This window comes from Bryobacter aggregatus MPL3, assembly GCF_000702445.1.
In the GTDB taxonomy this organism is placed as follows: domain Bacteria; phylum Acidobacteriota; class Terriglobia; order Bryobacterales; family Bryobacteraceae; genus Bryobacter; species Bryobacter aggregatus.
The window spans coordinates 1388352-1405032 of record NZ_JNIF01000003.1 but is presented as its reverse complement, the minus strand read 5'-3'; the positions used below and the strand labels follow the sequence as shown (position 1 = coordinate 1405032).

General features: G+C 58.3%; 11 protein-coding genes. 4 read left to right on the top strand and 7 right to left on the bottom strand.

Annotated features, from left to right (window positions below; all coding sequences use genetic code 11):
- The 5 genes from M017_RS0106780 to modA all read right to left on the bottom strand — a co-directional run bounded on the left by M017_RS0106780 (position 1) and on the right by modA (position 9743).
- Positions 1-3060, bottom strand: coding sequence for a multidrug efflux RND transporter permease subunit (locus M017_RS0106780; protein ID WP_031496800.1), 3060 nt, complete (start codon positions 3058-3060; stop codon positions 1-3).
- Positions 3057-6263, bottom strand: coding sequence for an efflux RND transporter permease subunit (locus M017_RS0106775; RefSeq protein ID WP_031496799.1), 3207 nt, complete (start codon positions 6261-6263; stop codon positions 3057-3059). The genes M017_RS0106780 and M017_RS0106775 overlap by 4 nt, the downstream gene beginning before the upstream one ends.
- 1 nt (position 6264) lies before the next feature.
- On the bottom strand, positions 6265-7704 hold the full coding sequence (locus tag M017_RS0106770) for an efflux transporter outer membrane subunit (protein ID WP_031496797.1): 1440 nt from the start codon (positions 7702-7704) through the stop codon (positions 6265-6267).
- Positions 7705-7709: 5 nt separating this feature from the next.
- Positions 7710-8963, bottom strand: coding sequence for an efflux RND transporter periplasmic adaptor subunit (locus tag M017_RS0106765; protein ID WP_051669572.1), 1254 nt, complete (start codon positions 8961-8963; stop codon positions 7710-7712).
- Positions 8964-9026: 63 nt separating this feature from the next.
- On the bottom strand, positions 9027-9743 hold the full coding sequence (gene modA / locus M017_RS0106760) for a molybdate ABC transporter substrate-binding protein (RefSeq protein WP_162179853.1): 717 nt from the start codon (positions 9741-9743) through the stop codon (positions 9027-9029).
- Positions 9744-9789: 46 nt separating this feature from the next.
- On the opposite strand from modA, the gene dnaK reads away from it, so the two are divergent.
- The 3 genes from dnaK to M017_RS30400 are packed head-to-tail and all read left to right on the top strand — an operon-like array spanning position 9790 to position 13351.
- Positions 9790-11703 carry a molecular chaperone DnaK gene (gene dnaK, locus M017_RS0106755; protein WP_031496793.1) on the top strand — a complete coding sequence of 638 codons (1914 nt, stop codon included), beginning with the start codon at positions 9790-9792 and terminating at the stop codon, positions 11701-11703.
- Between the two features lie 19 nt (positions 11704-11722).
- Positions 11723-12922: a DnaJ C-terminal domain-containing protein gene (locus tag M017_RS0106750; protein ID WP_031496792.1), complete on the top strand. Its 1200-nt coding sequence runs from the start codon at positions 11723-11725 to the stop codon at positions 12920-12922.
- A gap of 18 nt (positions 12923-12940) precedes the next feature.
- On the top strand, positions 12941-13351 hold the full coding sequence (locus tag M017_RS30400) for a heat shock protein transcriptional repressor HspR (protein WP_031496788.1): 411 nt from the start codon (positions 12941-12943) through the stop codon (positions 13349-13351).
- Here M017_RS30400 and M017_RS0106740 read toward each other — a convergent pair.
- Positions 13348-14994, bottom strand: a complete 1647-nt coding sequence (locus M017_RS0106740) for a type II secretion system protein GspD (protein WP_031496784.1) — start codon at positions 14992-14994, stop codon at positions 13348-13350. The two genes, M017_RS30400 and M017_RS0106740, sit on opposite strands and share 4 nt — an antisense overlap.
- A gap of 72 nt (positions 14995-15066) precedes the next feature.
- Between M017_RS0106740 and M017_RS0106735 the strand changes: the two genes are divergently transcribed.
- Positions 15067-16362 carry a P-loop NTPase family protein gene (locus M017_RS0106735; RefSeq protein WP_031496782.1) on the top strand — a complete coding sequence of 432 codons (1296 nt, stop codon included), beginning with the start codon at positions 15067-15069 and terminating at the stop codon, positions 16360-16362.
- Here M017_RS0106735 and M017_RS0106730 read toward each other — a convergent pair.
- A complete protein-coding gene (locus M017_RS0106730; protein ID WP_031496780.1) occupies positions 16359-16649 on the bottom strand; it encodes an oxidative damage protection protein in 291 nt (96 codons plus the stop codon). The genes M017_RS0106735 and M017_RS0106730 overlap by 4 nt on opposite strands.
- Positions 16650-16681 lie beyond the last annotated feature (32 nt).

The window sequence follows — 16681 nt, the reverse complement described above, 5'->3', positions numbered from 1 at the left end:
TTATTGTGCTTCGTGCCGCGACCATTTCTGGAAGCGATCGAGATACAGATAAACAACTGGTGTTGTGTAAAGCGTCAGAATCTGGCTGAGGATCAAGCCGCCGATGATGGTGATGCCGAGCGGGCGGCGAAGCTCCGAACCCGTGCCTGTACCGAGGGCTAGCGGCAGAGCGCCGAGCAAGGCGGCCATGGTGGTCATCAGGATGGGACGGAAGCGCAGCAGGCAGGCTTCGACAATCGAATCGTAAGAGTTCTTGCCCTCGATGCGCTCGGCGGCGATGGCGAAATCGACCATCATGATCGCGTTCTTCTTGACGATGCCGATGAGCAGGATGATGCCGATCAAGGCAATGATGCTGAGATCGGTGTTGGTCCAGAAGAGGGCCAGCAAGGCGCCGACACTGGCGGCGGGCAGGCTGGAAATGATGGTGATGGGATGAAAGCAGCTTTCGTAAAGCATCGCCAGGATGAGATACACCGTGATCAGTGCGGCGGCAATCAGATAGGGTTCTGTTGCGAGGGAATCCTGGTAGGCTTGGGCTGCCCCGGCAAATTGGGTTTGAATGGTCGGAGGCAGACCGATTCTCGTGCTGGCTTGTGTGGTCGCTTCTACGGCATCGCCTAAGGCCACGCCGGGCCTGAGATTGAAGGAGAGGGTCACCGCCGGAAAGAGACCCTGGTGGGCCACGGTCAGTGGCGCGGTGACGGTAGTCAGTTTTGAGAAGGCGCTGAGTGGAACCGGATTGCCTGTCGGTGGATTGACATAGAACTGGCGCAGAAACAGCGGGTTCTGCCAGAACTCTGGTGAGGCCTCCATCACGACGTGATACTGATTCAACGCGGTATACATCGTGGAAACCTGGCGTTGGCCAAAGATATCGTACAGGGTGTTGTCGATGACTTGAGCAGAGATACCAAGACGGGATGCGGTGATCCGGTCGTATTCAATCTTGGCTTGTAAGCCGCTGTTCTGCTGGTCGCTGCTGACGTCGGTGATGATCGGAATCGTCCGGAACTCATCCACCAGCCGGGGCGCAAAGCGGTTCAGATCGGCCAGGTTGTCACCGCGCAGCGTGAACTGATATTGCGCGTTGCTCTGGCGTCCTCCGATGCGGAGATCCTGGGCCGCCTGCAGATAGAGTGTGGCCCCCGGGACGTGGGCGAGCTTGGGCCTCAGACGATTGATGACCAGGTCCGCGGAAATCTTGCGTTGGTCGAGAGGCTTCAGCGAGATGAAGAGCCGCGCCGTGTTGTAAGTGCTGCCTCCGGTAAAGCCGACAACGGTTTGGACGGCGGGGTCGGCGGCAACGACGTTGATCATCGGAAGCAGAGTCTTGTCCATGGCCTGGAAGGAGATGTCCTGGTCGGCCGTGATCGCTCCCTGGATACGGCCGGTATCCTGTTGCGGAAAGAAGCCTTTGGGGATCCGGATGAAGAGATAGACGTTGAGAGCAATGGTGAGGAGCAGGATGACCAGGGTGAGAAATTGAAAGCGGAGTGCGATGTTGAGTGTCCGACCGTATTGCCGGACAATCCAATCGAAAGCTCGCTCGCTGGTGCGATACATCCAACCATGCTCTTTTTCCGTCTTCAGCAGATGGGCGCACATCATCGGAGTGGCTGTCAGAGAGACGGCCATCGAGACCGCAATGGCAACCGAGAGCGTGACAGCAAACTCGCGAAAGAGACGGCCGACAATGCCGCCCATCAGCAGCAGGGGAATGAAGACGGCGATGAGCGACACGCTGATGGTGAACACCGTCGCGCTGACTTCCCGTGCTCCCTGGAGCGCCGCCTCAAAGGGCGGCAGGCCTTGCTCCAGATAGCGGGTGATGTTCTCGATGACGACGATGGCGTCGTCGACGACAAAGCCCGTCGAGATGGTGAGCGCCATTAGCGACAGATTGTCGAGGCTGTAGCCCACCAGGTACATCACGGCGAAGGTGCCCAGCAGCGAGAGCGGAACCGCAATGCTCGGAATGAAGGTGGCGCGCGGGCTACGCAGAAAGGCAAACACCACAAGGACCACCAGCACGACGGAAAGAATCAGCGTCTTCTGGGTGTCGTCCACGGAGGCCCGGATGGTCACCGTCTGATCGATGGCGGTTTGTACATTGATGGCCTGCGGAATCGAAGAACGGAGTTGCGGCAGGATCGCATGGATGCGGTCTACTGTCTCGATGATGTTGGCTCCCGGTTGCCGGAAGATGATCACTAGAACACAGGGCTTGCCGTTGGCGTAACCGGCGTTCCGCAGATCTTCGACAGAGTCTACGGTATTGCCGATATCGGAGATGCGGACTGCCGCGCCATTGTTGTAGGCGATGACAAGAGGCTCATAGTCGACTGCCTTGAAGATCTGGTCATTGGCGCCCACCTCCCACATGTGCGCGCCGGAGGAAAGATGCCCTTTGGGCGTATTGGCATTGGCGCCGGCAATGATGTTGCGCACCTGCTCGAGGCTGATTCCATACTTGTTCAGGCTGATGGGATTCAGCTCGATCCGGACACCGGGCAGCGAGCTGCCTCCGATCACCACCTGTCCGACTCCATTCACCTGGGACAGTTTCTGCGCCATGATTGTCGAGGCTGCATCATACATCTGGGCCCGGCCAAGGACGTCGGAGGTGAGCGCCAGAATCAGAATCGGTGAGTCTGATGGGTTCACTTTGCGGTAGGTGGGGTTGCTCGGAAGATTCGTGGGTAGATAGCCCCGCGCGGCATTGATGGCAGCCTGTACATCGCGCGCCGCGGCGTCAATGTCGCGGTTGAGATCGAACTGGATCGTCAGGCTGGTGGAGCCGAGAGAGCTCGATGAGGTCATCTCCGTGATGGCAGCAATGCGCCCGAACTGCCGCTCGAGAGGAGTGGCCACCGAGGAGGCCATCGTTTCAGGATCGGCACCCGGCAAACCCGCACTGACGGAGATGGTGGGGAACTCCACTTGTGGCAGCGGGGAGACCGGGAGCAGGCGGTAGGAAACCATTCCGGCGAGGATGATCGCAACCACCAGGAGTGTGGTGGCTACGGGCTTGCGGATGAATGGCTCCGAGATATTCATGCGGACTTAGGAGTGCGCGAGAAGCGCGTGCCGAGACGGTCGAACCAGATGTAGATGACCGGCGTGGTGTAGAGCGTAAGCACCTGGCTGATAAGCAGGCCGCCGATGATGGTGATGCCGAGCGGACGGCGGAGTTCTGAGCCGCTGCCTGAGCCGAGCGCCAGTGGAATGGCGCCGAGCAGAGCCGCCATGGTGGTCATCATGATCGGACGGAAGCGCAGCAGGCAAGCCTGGTAGATGGCTTCCTCGGGCTTCATCTGGTCTTTGCGTTCGGCGGCCAGCGCAAAGTCAATCATCATGATCGCGTTTTTCTTGACGATGCCAATCAAGAGGACGATGCCGATCAAGGCGATGACGCTGAAGTCCTGGCGGAAGAGCAGGAGCGCGAGAAAGGCTCCAACGCCGGCAGACGGCAGCGCCGAAAGAATCGTCAGTGGGTGAATGTAGCTCTCGTACAGGATGCCGAGTACGAGATAGACCGTGATGAGCGCCGCCAAAATCAGCACCGGCTCATTGGCGAGCGAAGCCTGGAAGGCTTGCGCCGTGCCTTGATAAGTTGCCTTGATGCTGGCGGGCATGTTCATGTCGCTATAAACCTGGTTCACTGCCGTGACCGCATCGCCGAGGGAGACGCCCGGCGCAAGATTGAAGGAGAGGGTGACCACCGGGAACTGACCCTGGTGATTGATCGTGATGGGCGCCGTGGTGGTGACGACGCGGGAGAAGGCGCTGAGTGGCACTTGTCCGGTGATGGGGAATGCCGAGGAAGAGGCGATGGCTCCTGTGGTTGGAGTCGTGGCCGCGGTGCTTGTGGTAGCGGCTGGCGTTGTTGTGGCTGCTGTTGTTGCCGTTGTGGTTGTGCTGCCCAGCGCACCCGTAGGGCGAATGAATAGCGAGCCCAGGTCGGCGGGATTCTTGGCGAAGTGCGGCTGGACTTCAAGAATGACTCGGTACTGGTTCAACTGGGTGAAGATGATCGAGACCTGGCGTTGGCCGTAGGCGTCATAGAGGGTCTGGTCGATGGTGGCGGCCGTGATGCCGAGCCGCGAGGCGGTACTGCGATCGAAAATCAGATTTGCGCGCAGCCCCAAATTTTGCTGGTCGCTGGCCACGTCGCGCAGTTGGGGCAGCTTCTGCAGCTTGGCCAGCATCTGCGGCGCATAGACGTTCAATTCGTCGGTGTTGGGATCCTCGAGCGTGTATTGGAACTGGGTCCGGCTCACGCGATCTCCAATCGAGAGATCCTGCACCGGCTGCATGAAAAGCGTGATGCCCGCAACCTTGGCGAGCTCCGGCTGCAGACGGCGGATGATGTCCGAGGCGTTTGTCTTGCGATTCTCGAGCGGCTTGAGATTGATCAGGATTCGGCCGCTGTTCAGCGTCGTGTTGGTGCCGTCGATTCCGATAAAGGAGGAGAGGTTGGCGACGTCCGGATCTTTCAGAATGACTGCCGATAGCTCTTGCTGCAGGCGGGACATTTCCGGAAAAGAGATCGATTGTCCGGCCTCTGAGACGCCTTGGATCACGCCCGTATCCTGGATGGGGAAGAAGCCTTTGGGGACAAGGAAGAATAGAAAGATGGTGAGCGCCAAGGTGGCTGCCGCCACCAGCAAGGTCATCATCTGCCAGCCGAGCACCCACTTCAAGGTTCTGCCGTAAAAGTTCACGGAGGCGTTGAAGGCTCGCTCGGAAGCCTGATAGAAACGGCCCTCGCTGCGTTCGCTCTTGCGCGCGAGCAGCTTCGCGCACATCATCGGTGTGAGCGTGAGCGAGACCATGGCCGAGGCGAGAATCGTGACGCTGAGCGTGACGGCGAACTCACGGAACAAGCGGCCCACCAAATCGCCCATGAAGAGCAGCGGCACCAGCACGGCAATTAGTGAAACGGTCAAGGAGACAATGGTGAAGCCGATTTGCTCCGAGCCTTTCAAGGCGGCTTCGAGTGGACCGTCGCCCTCTTCGATGTAGCGCGAGATGTTCTCGATCATGACAATCGCGTCGTCCACCACAAAGCCCGTCGAGATAGTCAGTGCCATCAGAGTGAGGTTGTTCAGGCTATAGCCCAGCAGGTACATGATGCCGAAGGTGGCAACCAGGGACAGCGGCACGGCGACACCGGGGATGATGGTGGCTGCAAAGTTGCGCAGGAACAGAAACATCACCATCACGACCAGCGCGACAGTTAACATCAGCTCAAACTGCACATCGCTCACCGAAGCGCGAATGGTGTTGGTTCTGTCCGTCAGGATGTCGACCTTGATCGAGGCGGGCAGTGTTGCGGTCAACTGCGGCAGCAAGGTCTTGATGCGGTCCACTACGGAGATGATGTTGGCGCCGGGCTGGCGCTGGATGTTGAGAATGACGGCAGGGGTCTGGTTCATCCAGGAGGCTTGGCGCAGGTTCTCGATGTCGTCGACGATATTGGCGACATCGGTCAGCTTCACCGGTGCGCCGTTCTTGAAGGCCACAATCAGCGGCGCGTAATCGCTGCTCGACAGCAGCTGATCGTTCGCGCCAATCTGATAAGCCTGCTGCTTTCCATCAAAGTTTCCCTTGGCCTGATTGACGTTTGCCGCCACAATCACACTCCGCAGGTCTTCCATATTGAGACGGTAGGAGGCGAGCGCGGTGGGGTTCACCTGAATCCGGACAGCGGGCTTTTGGCCGCCGCTGATGCTCACCAGTCCCACCCCGGGCAACTGCGAGATCTTGGGGGCCAGGCGGCTATCGGCGAGATCTTCCACCTTCGACAGCGGCAGTTCTTTCGATGTCAGCGCGAGGGTCAGGATCGGTGTGTCGGCGGGATTGGTCTTGCTGTAGATCGGTGGCGTGGGGAGATCGGCCGGAAGGTAGGTGCCTGAGGCGTTGATCGATTGCTGCACTTCCTGCTCGGCGACATCGATGCTGAGGCTGAGATTGAACTGCAGGGTGATGACAGAGCTCCCCGCGGAACTGGTCGAGGTCATCTGCTGCAAGCCGGGGACCTGGCCAAACTGCCTCTCGAGCGGCGCGGTGACCGAAGATGCCATCACGTCCGGGCTGGCTCCCGGATAGAAGGTGACCACCTGGATGATCGGGTAATCCACTTCCGGTAGCGCCGAAACCGGAAGCTGCGTGTATCCCACGGCGCCGGCAAACAGGATGCCAATCATCAGCATCGTGGTGGCAATGGGCCGGAGGATAAAGATGCGGGAAGGGTTCATCTTATCTCGGGAGTTGCGAAGTATTCCAGCCGCCGCCCAAGGCCTGGATCAGTAGCACGCTGGCCGTCATGCGCCGGGTTTGGAGTGTGATGGCCGTACCCTCGGCATTGAGCAGCGCCGCCTGGGCGGTGATCACGGTTAAGTAGCTGGCGGTGCCTGCGATGTATTGCGCCGCGGAAAGTTCGAGGGTTCGTTTCGCCGCATCGATGGTCAGGTTGAGTACAGCGGCTTCGTCTTGCAAGATGCGTAAGGCAGCGAGATTGTCCTCCACCTGTTGCATGGCAGTGAGTACGGTCTGCCGGTAGCCCGCAACGGTTGCATCATAGGCAGCTCGCTGCTCGTTCACGATGCCCCGGCGCCGTCCGGCATCGAACAGCGTTTCCGCAAGCTGGGGCCCGACAGACCAGACGCGACTGGGCCAGGTGAACCATTTTGCGAGGCTGGAACTACTCAATCCAGCGCTGCCGGTGAGGCTGAGGGTGGGATAGAAGGCGGCCATCGCGATTCCGATCTGTTCATTGGCCGCCGCCACTTGCCGTTCAGCACTCGCGATATCTGGCCGGCGCTCGAGTAACTCTGAAGGGACGCCAATCGGAACCGGCGGCGGCAGTAACTTGAGAGGCGTGTGAGCGATGGTCAGCTCCGCTGGCGCCTTTCCCTTGAGGATGGCGATGCCATGCTCATAGGCGGAGCGCTGGACGCCAACGTCGATCAGTTGGGATTGCACTTGATAGAGCTGCGTCTCGGCTTGGGCCACATCGAGATCAGATGCTACTCCGGCGTCAAAACGGCTCCTGGTGAGAGCCAGATACTCCTTGTAGGAGGTCTCGGTTCTGTGAAACAACTCCGCCGCCGAGTCGAGTCCCTGGAGTCCAAAGTAATCTTGTGCCAGTTCCGTTTGATAGAGCAGACGCGCATTCGCGAGGCTGGCGGCCATCGACTGTGCTGTAGCGGAAGAGGCGGTCACATTGCGGCGGATGCTGCCCCAGAGATCGGGTTCCCAGGAAACGTTGAAGGGCAAGCTGTAGGTACGGCTGGAGCCTGTCACTCCCGTCGTGTTCGAGAGTGTACTCGAGATCCCCGTAGCGGTCATCGATGGGCTGGTGCTTACGGTCGGGAAGAGCGCGGCGCGAGCGACGCCAATGGCCGCGCGGGCCTGCCGGTAAAGCGCCTCCGCCTGCAAGATGTTCTGGTTTGAGAGATTCACCTGCTCAACCAGCGCATTCAGTTCGGGATCGTTATAGACCTTCCACCACTCCCCCTTTGCCAGGTCATCGGCCGGCTGGGATTGCTTCCATCCCGCCGCCTCGGCCTCCTTGAAGTTCACCGGTGGCGATTCTTTGAAGGGAGGAAGATTGGGAGGACTGGGACGGGAGTAATTGGGTCCAATGCGGCAACCAGTCAGAGCAGCCAGCAGCAGAAGCATTCCGAGCTGGTTCATCCGGCTCACGGCTTGCCCTTTCCCTTCGTGGGCGCTGGGGCTGGCGCGGGCGTGGGCGGAGTTGGCTTTTGAACGATCACCTTGGTACCGTCTTCCAGCTTGTCGACGCCAGTCATCACCACGACGTCTCCGGGTTGGACTCCGGAAATGACTTCTGTCTCATCGCCCTCGGAGGTGCCCAGCTTGACCGGATGCACCTTGACGGTCGAGTTTGCTCCCACCACATAGACATAGCTGGCTTGCACGTTGCGCTGGATGGCGGCAGTGGGCACCAGCGTCACTCCCGTCTTCATCTGCACCAGCAGACGGGCATTGATGAGCTGGTTGGGAAAGAGGGTGCCCTTTGGATTGTCGAACAAGGCGCGCAGCTTTACGGTGCCGGTGGTCGGATCAATCTGGTTATCGATGGTGACCAGAGTTCCTTGAGCAAGCTTCAACTGGGCATCGCGGGCATAGGCGTCCACCTGCAGTTTCTTCCCCGCAGCCACCTTCGCCAGGATGGCGGGCAGTTGATCTTCGGCGACCGTGAAGATGACGCTCATCGGATCCATCTGGGTGATCACCAGCAAGCCGGTGGTGTCTGTGGCATGGACGATGTTGCCGGCATCCACCAAACGCAATCCCACGCGTCCGGTGACGGGGGAGTGGATTCTACAGTAGTCCAGATTCACCCGGGCACTGTCGATGAGACCCTGGTCGAGTTTTACGATGCCTTCGTTCTGATGGACCGTAGCCTGCTGCGTCGCGAGTTGTTGTTGGGGAATCGCCTTCAGGGGAAACAGTTGCTGGTAACGCGCCAGATCGATGCGGGCGTTATCAAGCGTGGCCTGGTCGCGAATCAATTGCCCCTCGGCTTGGGTCAATGCTGCGCGATAGGGGCCATCGTCGAGTTCGACGAGCAGGTCGCCCTTGTGCACCATCTCGCCTTCCCGAAAGCGCACACTCATCAACTGACCATCGACACGAGTGTGAATGGTGACTGTGGCGAGCGGCGTGACGGCGCCAAGGCCCGTATCGTAAACACCGATCGAACCGGTGCGCGCGGCCGCAGTCACCACCGGCACACTGGCCGGAGTTTTTGGTTTTACCGTGTTCTTCTTTTCAAATTCGGAACGAAAGAAATAGACTCCGATGCCGAGAAGTAACAGGGCCAGCAGGACCCAAGGCCAGCGGCGGCGAGAGGGAGCCTTCGCTGCCTGGGCCGGGGGCGGAGGAGTTCCATTTCCGGGTTCTGGCGAAGGCTTGCTCTCAGGAATCATCAAGTATCTAATACTACGAATCTGAGAGTGAAAAAGAGTGGGTATAGTTACATTTCTAAGACGCTAACGGCGTAAGCTTGGCGGGGGGGGTAGTAGGTTGAAGCCGTGCCGGGCAAAGATCGAGCGTCCTTTTTCGGAGAGCAGGGCCTGAATGAACTGTTCGGCCAGTTTCAAGTTGCCCCCCTTGCGGCGAATCGGAGCCACTACTTGCCGGATTGGTGGGTGCAGATCATCGGGGATCAGATAGCCGCCCTTGTCAAAAATCATGCTCCAGGCGAGAATGCCCACCTCGGCATTCCCAGTTTCGACAAACTGCTGCGTCTGCCGGATATTCTCTCCATAGACCAGCATCGGCTGCACCCGTTCATAGAGCCCCGCTTTGCGGATGGCCGCCACCGCTGCCGCTCCATAAGGCGCCAGTTGCGGATTGGCCACCGCAATCAGCTTCACTCCCGGCTGCGTTAAATCATTGAGTGTCCGCACTGCACCCGATTTTGACCACAAGCCCAGCCGCCCGATCGCATAAACCTGCACCTCCTCCTTCACCACCTTGCGCTTCTTCACCAACTGATTCATAAACTCTTCACTTGCTGACAGATAAACATCGAACGGCGCGCCGTTCTCGATCTGCCGGGCCAGGACGCCAGACGAAGCAAATGTGAAATTGAACCCGATCTCCGGAAACGCCTCCCGAAGGACCCCTTCTAAGGGACTGAGGTCAGAGGCGGCAGCTACTGTAAGCGTATTCTGTCCTTGCAGGCTTGACAGTAAGACACTCATATTCAATACTAGAAGCAGGCTAAGAGAAGCCGGAGGATTCAAACGCATGGGAAAAATCATTGGGATTGACCTTGGAACAACCAATTCTGTTGTTTCAGTGATGGAAGGCGGGTCGCCGGTAGTGATCCCCAACCAGGAAGGCGCCAGAACGACGCCTTCGGTAATTGGTTTTACAAAAGGCGGAGAGCGGTTGGTGGGTCAGGTGGCGAAGCGTCAAGCCGTCACCAACCCAGAGAATACCATCTACTCTGTCAAGCGCTTTATGGGCCGCAAGCTCAATGAAGTGAGCGAGGAAAGCAAGCTGGTTCCCTATCACGTTGTCGCTGGCGACAACGGAGATGTGCGCATCGATGTGCAGGGGAAGCCATATTCGCCTCCTGAAATTTCCTCGATGGTGCTGAAGAAGTTGAAGGAAGCAGCCGAGTCGTACCTGGGCGAGAAGGTCACCGAGGCGGTGATCACCGTTCCTGCCTACTTTAATGACGCCCAGCGCCAGGCGACGAAGGATGCCGGCCAGATTGCCGGTTTGGATGTCAAGCGCATCATCAACGAGCCGACCGCGGCAGCGCTCGCCTATGGCTTGGACAAGAAGAAGGACGAGACGATCGCTGTCTATGACTTTGGCGGCGGCACCTTCGACATCTCGATTCTTGAGGTGGGCGACGGCGTTGTGGAAGTGAAGTCGACCAATGGCGATACGCACTTGGGCGGCGACAATATTGACGACCGCATTGTCCAGTTTCTGATCACCGAGTTCAAGAACGAAACGGGCATTGATCTCGGCAAGGATAAGATGGCGCTGCAGCGTCTGCGCGATGCCTCAGAAACCGCAAAGATCGAGCTGTCGAGCAAGCTGGAAGCAGACATCAATCTGCCCTTTATTACTGCCGACGCGACGGGCCCGAAGCATCTTGAAAAGAAGCTGACCCGTGGCCGTTTCGAGCAGATGATCGACGACATTCTGCAACGCACGATCGACCCCTGCAAGCAGGCCATTGCCGATGCTGGCATCAGCCCGCAGAAGATCGACGAAGTGGTTCTCGTTGGTGGTTCCACCCGCATCCCCAAGGTGCGCGAGATGGTACGCAACTTCTTCGGCAAAGAGCCGAACATGACCGTCAACCCGGATGAAGTGGTAGCCGTTGGCGCCGCAGTCCAGGGCGGCGTGCTCGGTGGCGAAGTCAAGGACGTGCTGCTGCTCGACGTAACGCCGCTTTCGCTCGGAATCGAAACGATGGGTGGCGTATTCACGAAGCTCATTGAACGCAATACGACGATCCCGACCAAGAAGAGCGAGACCTTCTCGACGGCTGCCGACAGCCAGACCTCGGTCGATATCAAGATCTTCCAGGGTGAGCGCCCGATGGCGAAAGACAACCGCCTGCTCGGTGTCTTCCAGTTGGTGGGTATTCCTCCGGCGCCGCGCGGGGTTCCGCAGATCGAAGTCGCCTTTGACATTGACGCAAACGGCATTTTGAATGTCTATGCGAAGGACAAGGGAACCGGCAACGAGCAGAAGATCACCATCACCTCCAGCTCTGGCCTGAGCAAGGAAGAAGTGGAGAAGATGGCGAAGGATGCCGAACTGAACGCCTCGGACGACCGCAAGCGCAAGGAAGCCATCGAGGCCCGCAACCAGGGCGACTCCATGTCCTACAACGTCGAAAAGATGCTGAAGGATCATGGGGATAAGATCGCGGAGTCGGATCGCAAGGCTGTCGAGTCGGAACTGGAAGAAGTGAAGCGGCTTCTGAAGGAAGAGAATGCGACTGCCGAGCAGATTCGCGGCGCTACCGACAAGCTGACCCAGGCCAGCCACAAGCTTGCCGAGGCCATGTATAAGACGGAATCGGCGGGAGCGCAGCAGGGTTCCCCGAATCCGGCCGATGAGCCGGCGGCGGAGAAGCCCAAAGACAATGTCGTCGACGCGGAATTTGTCGACGTCGATGACAAGAAGTAATTGAGATAAGGATCCAGATATGGCGGGCAAGACCGACTATTACGAGACATTGGGCATCAAGCGTGGCGCAAGCGACGATGAAGTCCGCAAATCGTATCGTCGTCTGGCCCGCAAATATCATCCGGATCTCAATCCCGGTGACAAGGCGGCTGAGGAGCGCTTCCGGCAGTTGCAGGAAGCCTACGAAGTGCTGAACGATCCGAAGAAGAAGCAGATGTACGACCAGTACGGCTTTTATTCCGATCAGCCCGGCGCGGCTGAGGGGATGAACAATCCCAACGGCGGGCAGGGCTTCGACTTTGGTGGCTTCGATTTTTCCGATTATTTCCAAAATGCGAGTGCGGGGAGTCGCGGTGGCGGCTCCCGTCCTGGCGGTGGCTCTGCCTCGAGCGGACCGGGTGGCTCGAGCTTCAAGGATCTCTTTAGCCAGGTCTTTGGCGGTGCCGGTAAGCAGAGCGCTGCGGGGCCGGAAGACGGCAGTGATCTGGAATATGCGTTGAATGTTGGCTTCTGGCAATCGATCAAGGGAACGCAAGTGCGGTTGACGATCCAGCGCAATGAATCCTGCGATGAGTGCCATGGCACGGGGGCTGCCGGTGGCGGGAGCACTTGTTTTGAGTGCAATGGCTCGGGTACGGTAACCCAGATGGCTGGGGCAATGAAATTCAATCTCACTTGTCCTCGTTGTAACGGAACAGGCAAGTTGTCTAATACCTGTCCGAAATGCCGTGGCGCCGGAGTAGTCGCGCGTCCGGATCAGGTGGAGGTTCGCATTCCTGCGGGCACCCAAACCGGAAGCCGGCTCCGCGTCGCGGGCAAGGGAAATTCCGGCACCCGGGGAGGCAAGGCCGGTGATCTCTACATCACCATCCGTGTCGAGGCTCATCCTTTCTTCAAACGGGATGGCGATAACATCGAAATCCGCTTGCCGATCACGGTGAGCGAGGCCGGCTTGGGCGCAAAGATCGAAGTTCCCACGATCGATGGACGCGCGATTCTGAAGGTGCCGCAAGGGACCCAGAATGGGCAGCGTTTCCGGATGGCCGAGAAAGGCGTCGAAAACGCGCGGAAGAACAGCCGTGGCGACCAGATTGTCGAAGTCTATATTCAGGCCCCGAGTGTGAATAATGAGCGCACGCGCGAATTGCTTCGCGAACTGGCGCAGGTAGAAGCAGAAGACCCACGCGCCGAAATTTGGCGCGAGACTTCGGCGAAGTAAGAAACCAGGAATTCAGGCATGGCAAGACCCAAAGGCAAAGGCGCTTACATGATCTCGGCAATTGCCGAGATGTATGAAATCCATCCCCAAACGCTCCGGCTCTACGAGCGGGAAGGCCTTCTTTTGCCCAGTCGCAGCGACGGCAACACACGCCTCTATACGGATGAGGACATTGAGCGGCTGGAAGTGATTTTGCAACTGACTCGTGAATTGGGCGTCAATCTGGCGGGGGTTGAAATCATTCTAAACATGCGGGAAAAGATGGCCGCCATGCAACGCCAGATGGAGCAGTTCATCAGCGCGATGAACCAGGAACTCACGCAGCACCCACGGCAGGGGCAGCCTGAGGAAGCAGCGCAGATGCTGATGCGCGTGGCGATTGTCGACGAGTTCATGCCATCCAAGCGCAGCGCGGCGAAGAAGGACTAGCGCGTCGGCGCTGGAAAGCGGCTCTCGCTCCCGGTGAAGATCTCCCGCAGCGGATTCTCTGCGGGCACTGCTCCAATGACATAAGGCCGCACCACAAGCAGAGTCTGTCCGAAAGATTTGCTGTTACCACTGCTCGAGAGCAAGGGGCCGAGCACCGGAATCTGTGACACCCCATTTAGTCCACTGACATTTGGCGAGACGCTGCGTGTCACTAGCCCCGCCGCGACCGCCCATTCTCCGGCCTTCAATCGCACCGTGCCGGTGTACTTCCGGTTGGCGATCACCGGGATGTTGTTGTTCGTCTGACCCGTCAGTACCTTGAACTCCGAATCGAGCTCCATGCTGATCTCTCCATTGGCGTGCATGTGCGGTGTCAGTTTGATCGTCAATCCTAGATCTTCAAACTGGATCTGCGGCGCAGCCACTTGGGTATTGCCGGGTGTGCTGCCGGCGCCGGTATCGAGAAAATTCGCTGTTGCGGTGATGATGGGATACCGATCTCCGATATGCACCGTTGCCGCCAGGCCATCGAGCGAACGGAGCTGCGTTGTATAAATACTTCTCGTATTGGAATGGGTCATGCTGGCAAAGAGTTTCGCGGAAGTCACTCCTAAGCCGAACAGCGTCGCTCCTCCTCCAAAGGTCATTGCGTTGGTAAAGCCGTTCACGATCGCAGGTGTCAGATTGGGCCGCTTGACCAGTGGAATCAGCTGGCTCTGTGTTGGTAGAGAGAATCCAAAGCTGAGTGTCGACTGATCGCTCACCTCATAGAACTCCACCTCCACCATCACTTGTCCGCGGTAGGACAGAAGCTGGGAGAGCGCGAGTTCGGCAGGCTTCACCTTGGACCAACGGTCGCGGATGAGCATCATGCCGCGCACCGAATCGATCGAAACCCGTTGCAATTCGAAGATCTGCTGAATCGCCCGTGCCAGTTCCTGCGCCTCGGGGGCGGAAATCGTGGTGGGCATCGGCAGGATGATGGCGACGTTGCGTTCTTGATCGCGACGCTTCTGATCGGTGTCCCGAATTACCATTGCCAGTTGCGGCGAAAGGGGATTGACAAAGGAATTGGTGGCTACTCCCGCCAGGTACAGCGCTTCGTCAAAGCTTGCATCCTCGAGTTGGACCTGGCGATTCTGAGGATTGTCATACTCGCCGTCGAAGAGCACTTCAATGCCGAAGTGCTGGAGCAGGCGCGTATAAATAGTCTTCGCATCCCCTGTCAGAGTCAGTGTGATCTTGTTTGTACTGGGAGCAAGTGAAGGCGGGGGCAGCAGCCGCGGAGCTTCCCGCAATTCAGCCTCACTGATGTGAATGAGGGGATCGTTCGCATCGGGCTCGACGGGAGTCTCTTTGCCGGAGATGAGATTGGCACCGGCCAGAGCTTTGGTGCGGAGCTGCGTCGCCTTCCCGGCTGCCAGACTATTCTTGGGGTCGATGCGTGCCGCCTGGGTATAGAGCAGCCAGGCCTCGGTTGTCTTCCCTGCCTCTTCCAGTTCCTGGGCGCGCCAGGTCAGGGATCTCGAATCCGGGAAGGAGAGGTCCTGTGCAAAGGCGGAGATCAGGCAAAAAAAGACTAGGGGTGCAAAGCTGCGCATCCAATAGAGAAGACGGAGGATTGGCGTGGAACGTGCAGCCACGGAATCCAGATCCTCCTAAACTTTTCGTTCCAGGCTCCCGATGAGCATCGTATGGGTAGCTTTCCGAGTAGCTTGAACAGCCTAAACCTCTCCACGCGGCAAGAGTCAGCTTCTCAGGCCGCCGGTCTGGGAAGCAACCGTTTTGCCCCGCGCGTGCCGGAGACTTTTGCCGAGCTGGGCATCTCGCAGAGCTTTGTGACCGATCTGGTGTTGCGCCGGCTTCTGCTCGAAGGCTTTAGTTCTTTGTCGAGCCTGAGCCAAACCCTGAAGCTCTCCATCTCGATTATCGATGTTGTTTTCAAGCACTTGCGTTCGCAGCAGTTGATCGAAGTGAAGGGGATGATCGGCAATGACTACTCGTTCGTCTTGAGCCAGGCAGGCCGCCAGTTGGCGAGCGATCGTTTCGCGATCGTCCAATATGCCAGTGCCGCTCCTGTTTCCCTCAAAGACTATGTCGCGGCGACAAAGCTCCAGGCGGCCCGTGTTCAAATCGACCGGCGCACCTTGCGCATGGCGTTTAGCGATCTGGTGGTTCCCGATCGTCTGCTCGATCAGCTTGGCCCGGCGCTGATCAGCCAGAATTCTATTTTCCTCTATGGGCCTTCCGGCAACGGAAAAACCTCTATCGCCGAGCGGATGCTCCGGGTTTATCAGGATGCGATTCTCATTCCCTATGCGATCGAAGTGGATAATCAGGTGATTGCACTGTACGACCCGGTGGTACACCAGCGGCTCGAAATGGACGATTCAGAAATCGATCCGCGCTGGATCCTTTGCAAGCGTCCCTGTATCGTCGTGGGTGGGGAACTCGTGCCGAATATGCTGGAGTTGCGACTGGACGATGCCTCGGGGATCTATGCGGCGCCCCTGCAAATGAAGGCAAACAATGGAATTTTTATCATCGACGACTTTGGCCGGCAGTTGATCAGCCCGCGCGACTTGTTGAATCGCTGGATTGTGCCGCTCGACCGGCGTGTGGACTACCTGTCCCTGCGCTATGGCGTCAAATTCCAGATTCCCTTTGAGATGATGGTGGTCTTTTCCACCAACCTTGATCCCTCTGATCTTGCGGACGAAGCCTTTCTCCGCCGCATCCAGAATAAGATCCTGATCGAGCCGGTGGAGCCCCATGTCTTTGATCAAATCTTCCAGCGGGTGTTCCGGGCTCGGGAAGTGCCTTACTTTGAGGAATCGTCGGAGTTTCTGCGGACGCTCTGTCTCCAGGATGGACGCGAATACCTTCGTGCCTGCTACCCCCTGGATATCTGCAATCTGCTGCAGTCCATCAGCCGCTACGAACATCGGACGGCTGAGGCGAATAAGGACGACCTCGAACGGGCCGTCCAGCTCTATTTTGCGAAGGGTTAGTGTGCCTTGGGCGCGACGAAATCGGGAGGAGCCTCCGCGCCCTCGCCAAAGAAGTACTTTTCCATCTGATCGAGCAGAAACTGCTGTGCCTCCGCCGTGCCGAGATTGAGACGGTACTCGTTCATGAGCATCTTCATATGCTCTACCCACTGTTTCCAGGCTTCTTGCGAGACATTCTCAAAAATCCGCTGCCCGAGAGGGTGTCCGTCAAAGGGAACTTCCTTCAGGCCGGGGAGTTCTTTTTGCAGCTTGACGCAGAAGACCGTACGTTCGGTCGCTTCACTCATATAGCTCCAGTTTAACGGGTTCAGTGGAGCTT

Bases quoted from the DNA above. Each gene is read 5' to 3' on its own strand.
- M017_RS0106750 (WP_031496792.1), top strand. From the start codon at position 11,723: ATGGCGGGCAAGACCGACTATTACGAGACATTGGGCATCAAGCGTGGC.
- M017_RS0106775 (WP_031496799.1), bottom strand. From the start codon at position 6,263: ATGAACCCTTCCCGCATCTTTATCCTCCGGCCCATTGCCACCACGATG.
- modA (WP_162179853.1), bottom strand. From the start codon at position 9,743: ATGAGTGTCTTACTGTCAAGCCTGCAAGGACAGAATACGCTTACAGTA.
- M017_RS30400 (WP_031496788.1), top strand. From the start codon at position 12,941: ATGGCAAGACCCAAAGGCAAAGGCGCTTACATGATCTCGGCAATTGCC.
- M017_RS0106770 (WP_031496797.1), bottom strand. From the start codon at position 7,704: ATGAACCAGCTCGGAATGCTTCTGCTGCTGGCTGCTCTGACTGGTTGC.
- dnaK (WP_031496793.1), top strand. From the start codon at position 9,790: ATGGGAAAAATCATTGGGATTGACCTTGGAACAACCAATTCTGTTGTT.
- M017_RS0106730 (WP_031496780.1), bottom strand. From the start codon at position 16,649: ATGAGTGAAGCGACCGAACGTACGGTCTTCTGCGTCAAGCTGCAAAAA.
- M017_RS0106780 (WP_031496800.1), bottom strand. From the start codon at position 3,060: ATGAATATCTCGGAGCCATTCATCCGCAAGCCCGTAGCCACCACACTC.
- M017_RS0106765 (WP_051669572.1), bottom strand. From the start codon at position 8,963: ATGATTCCTGAGAGCAAGCCTTCGCCAGAACCCGGAAATGGAACTCCT.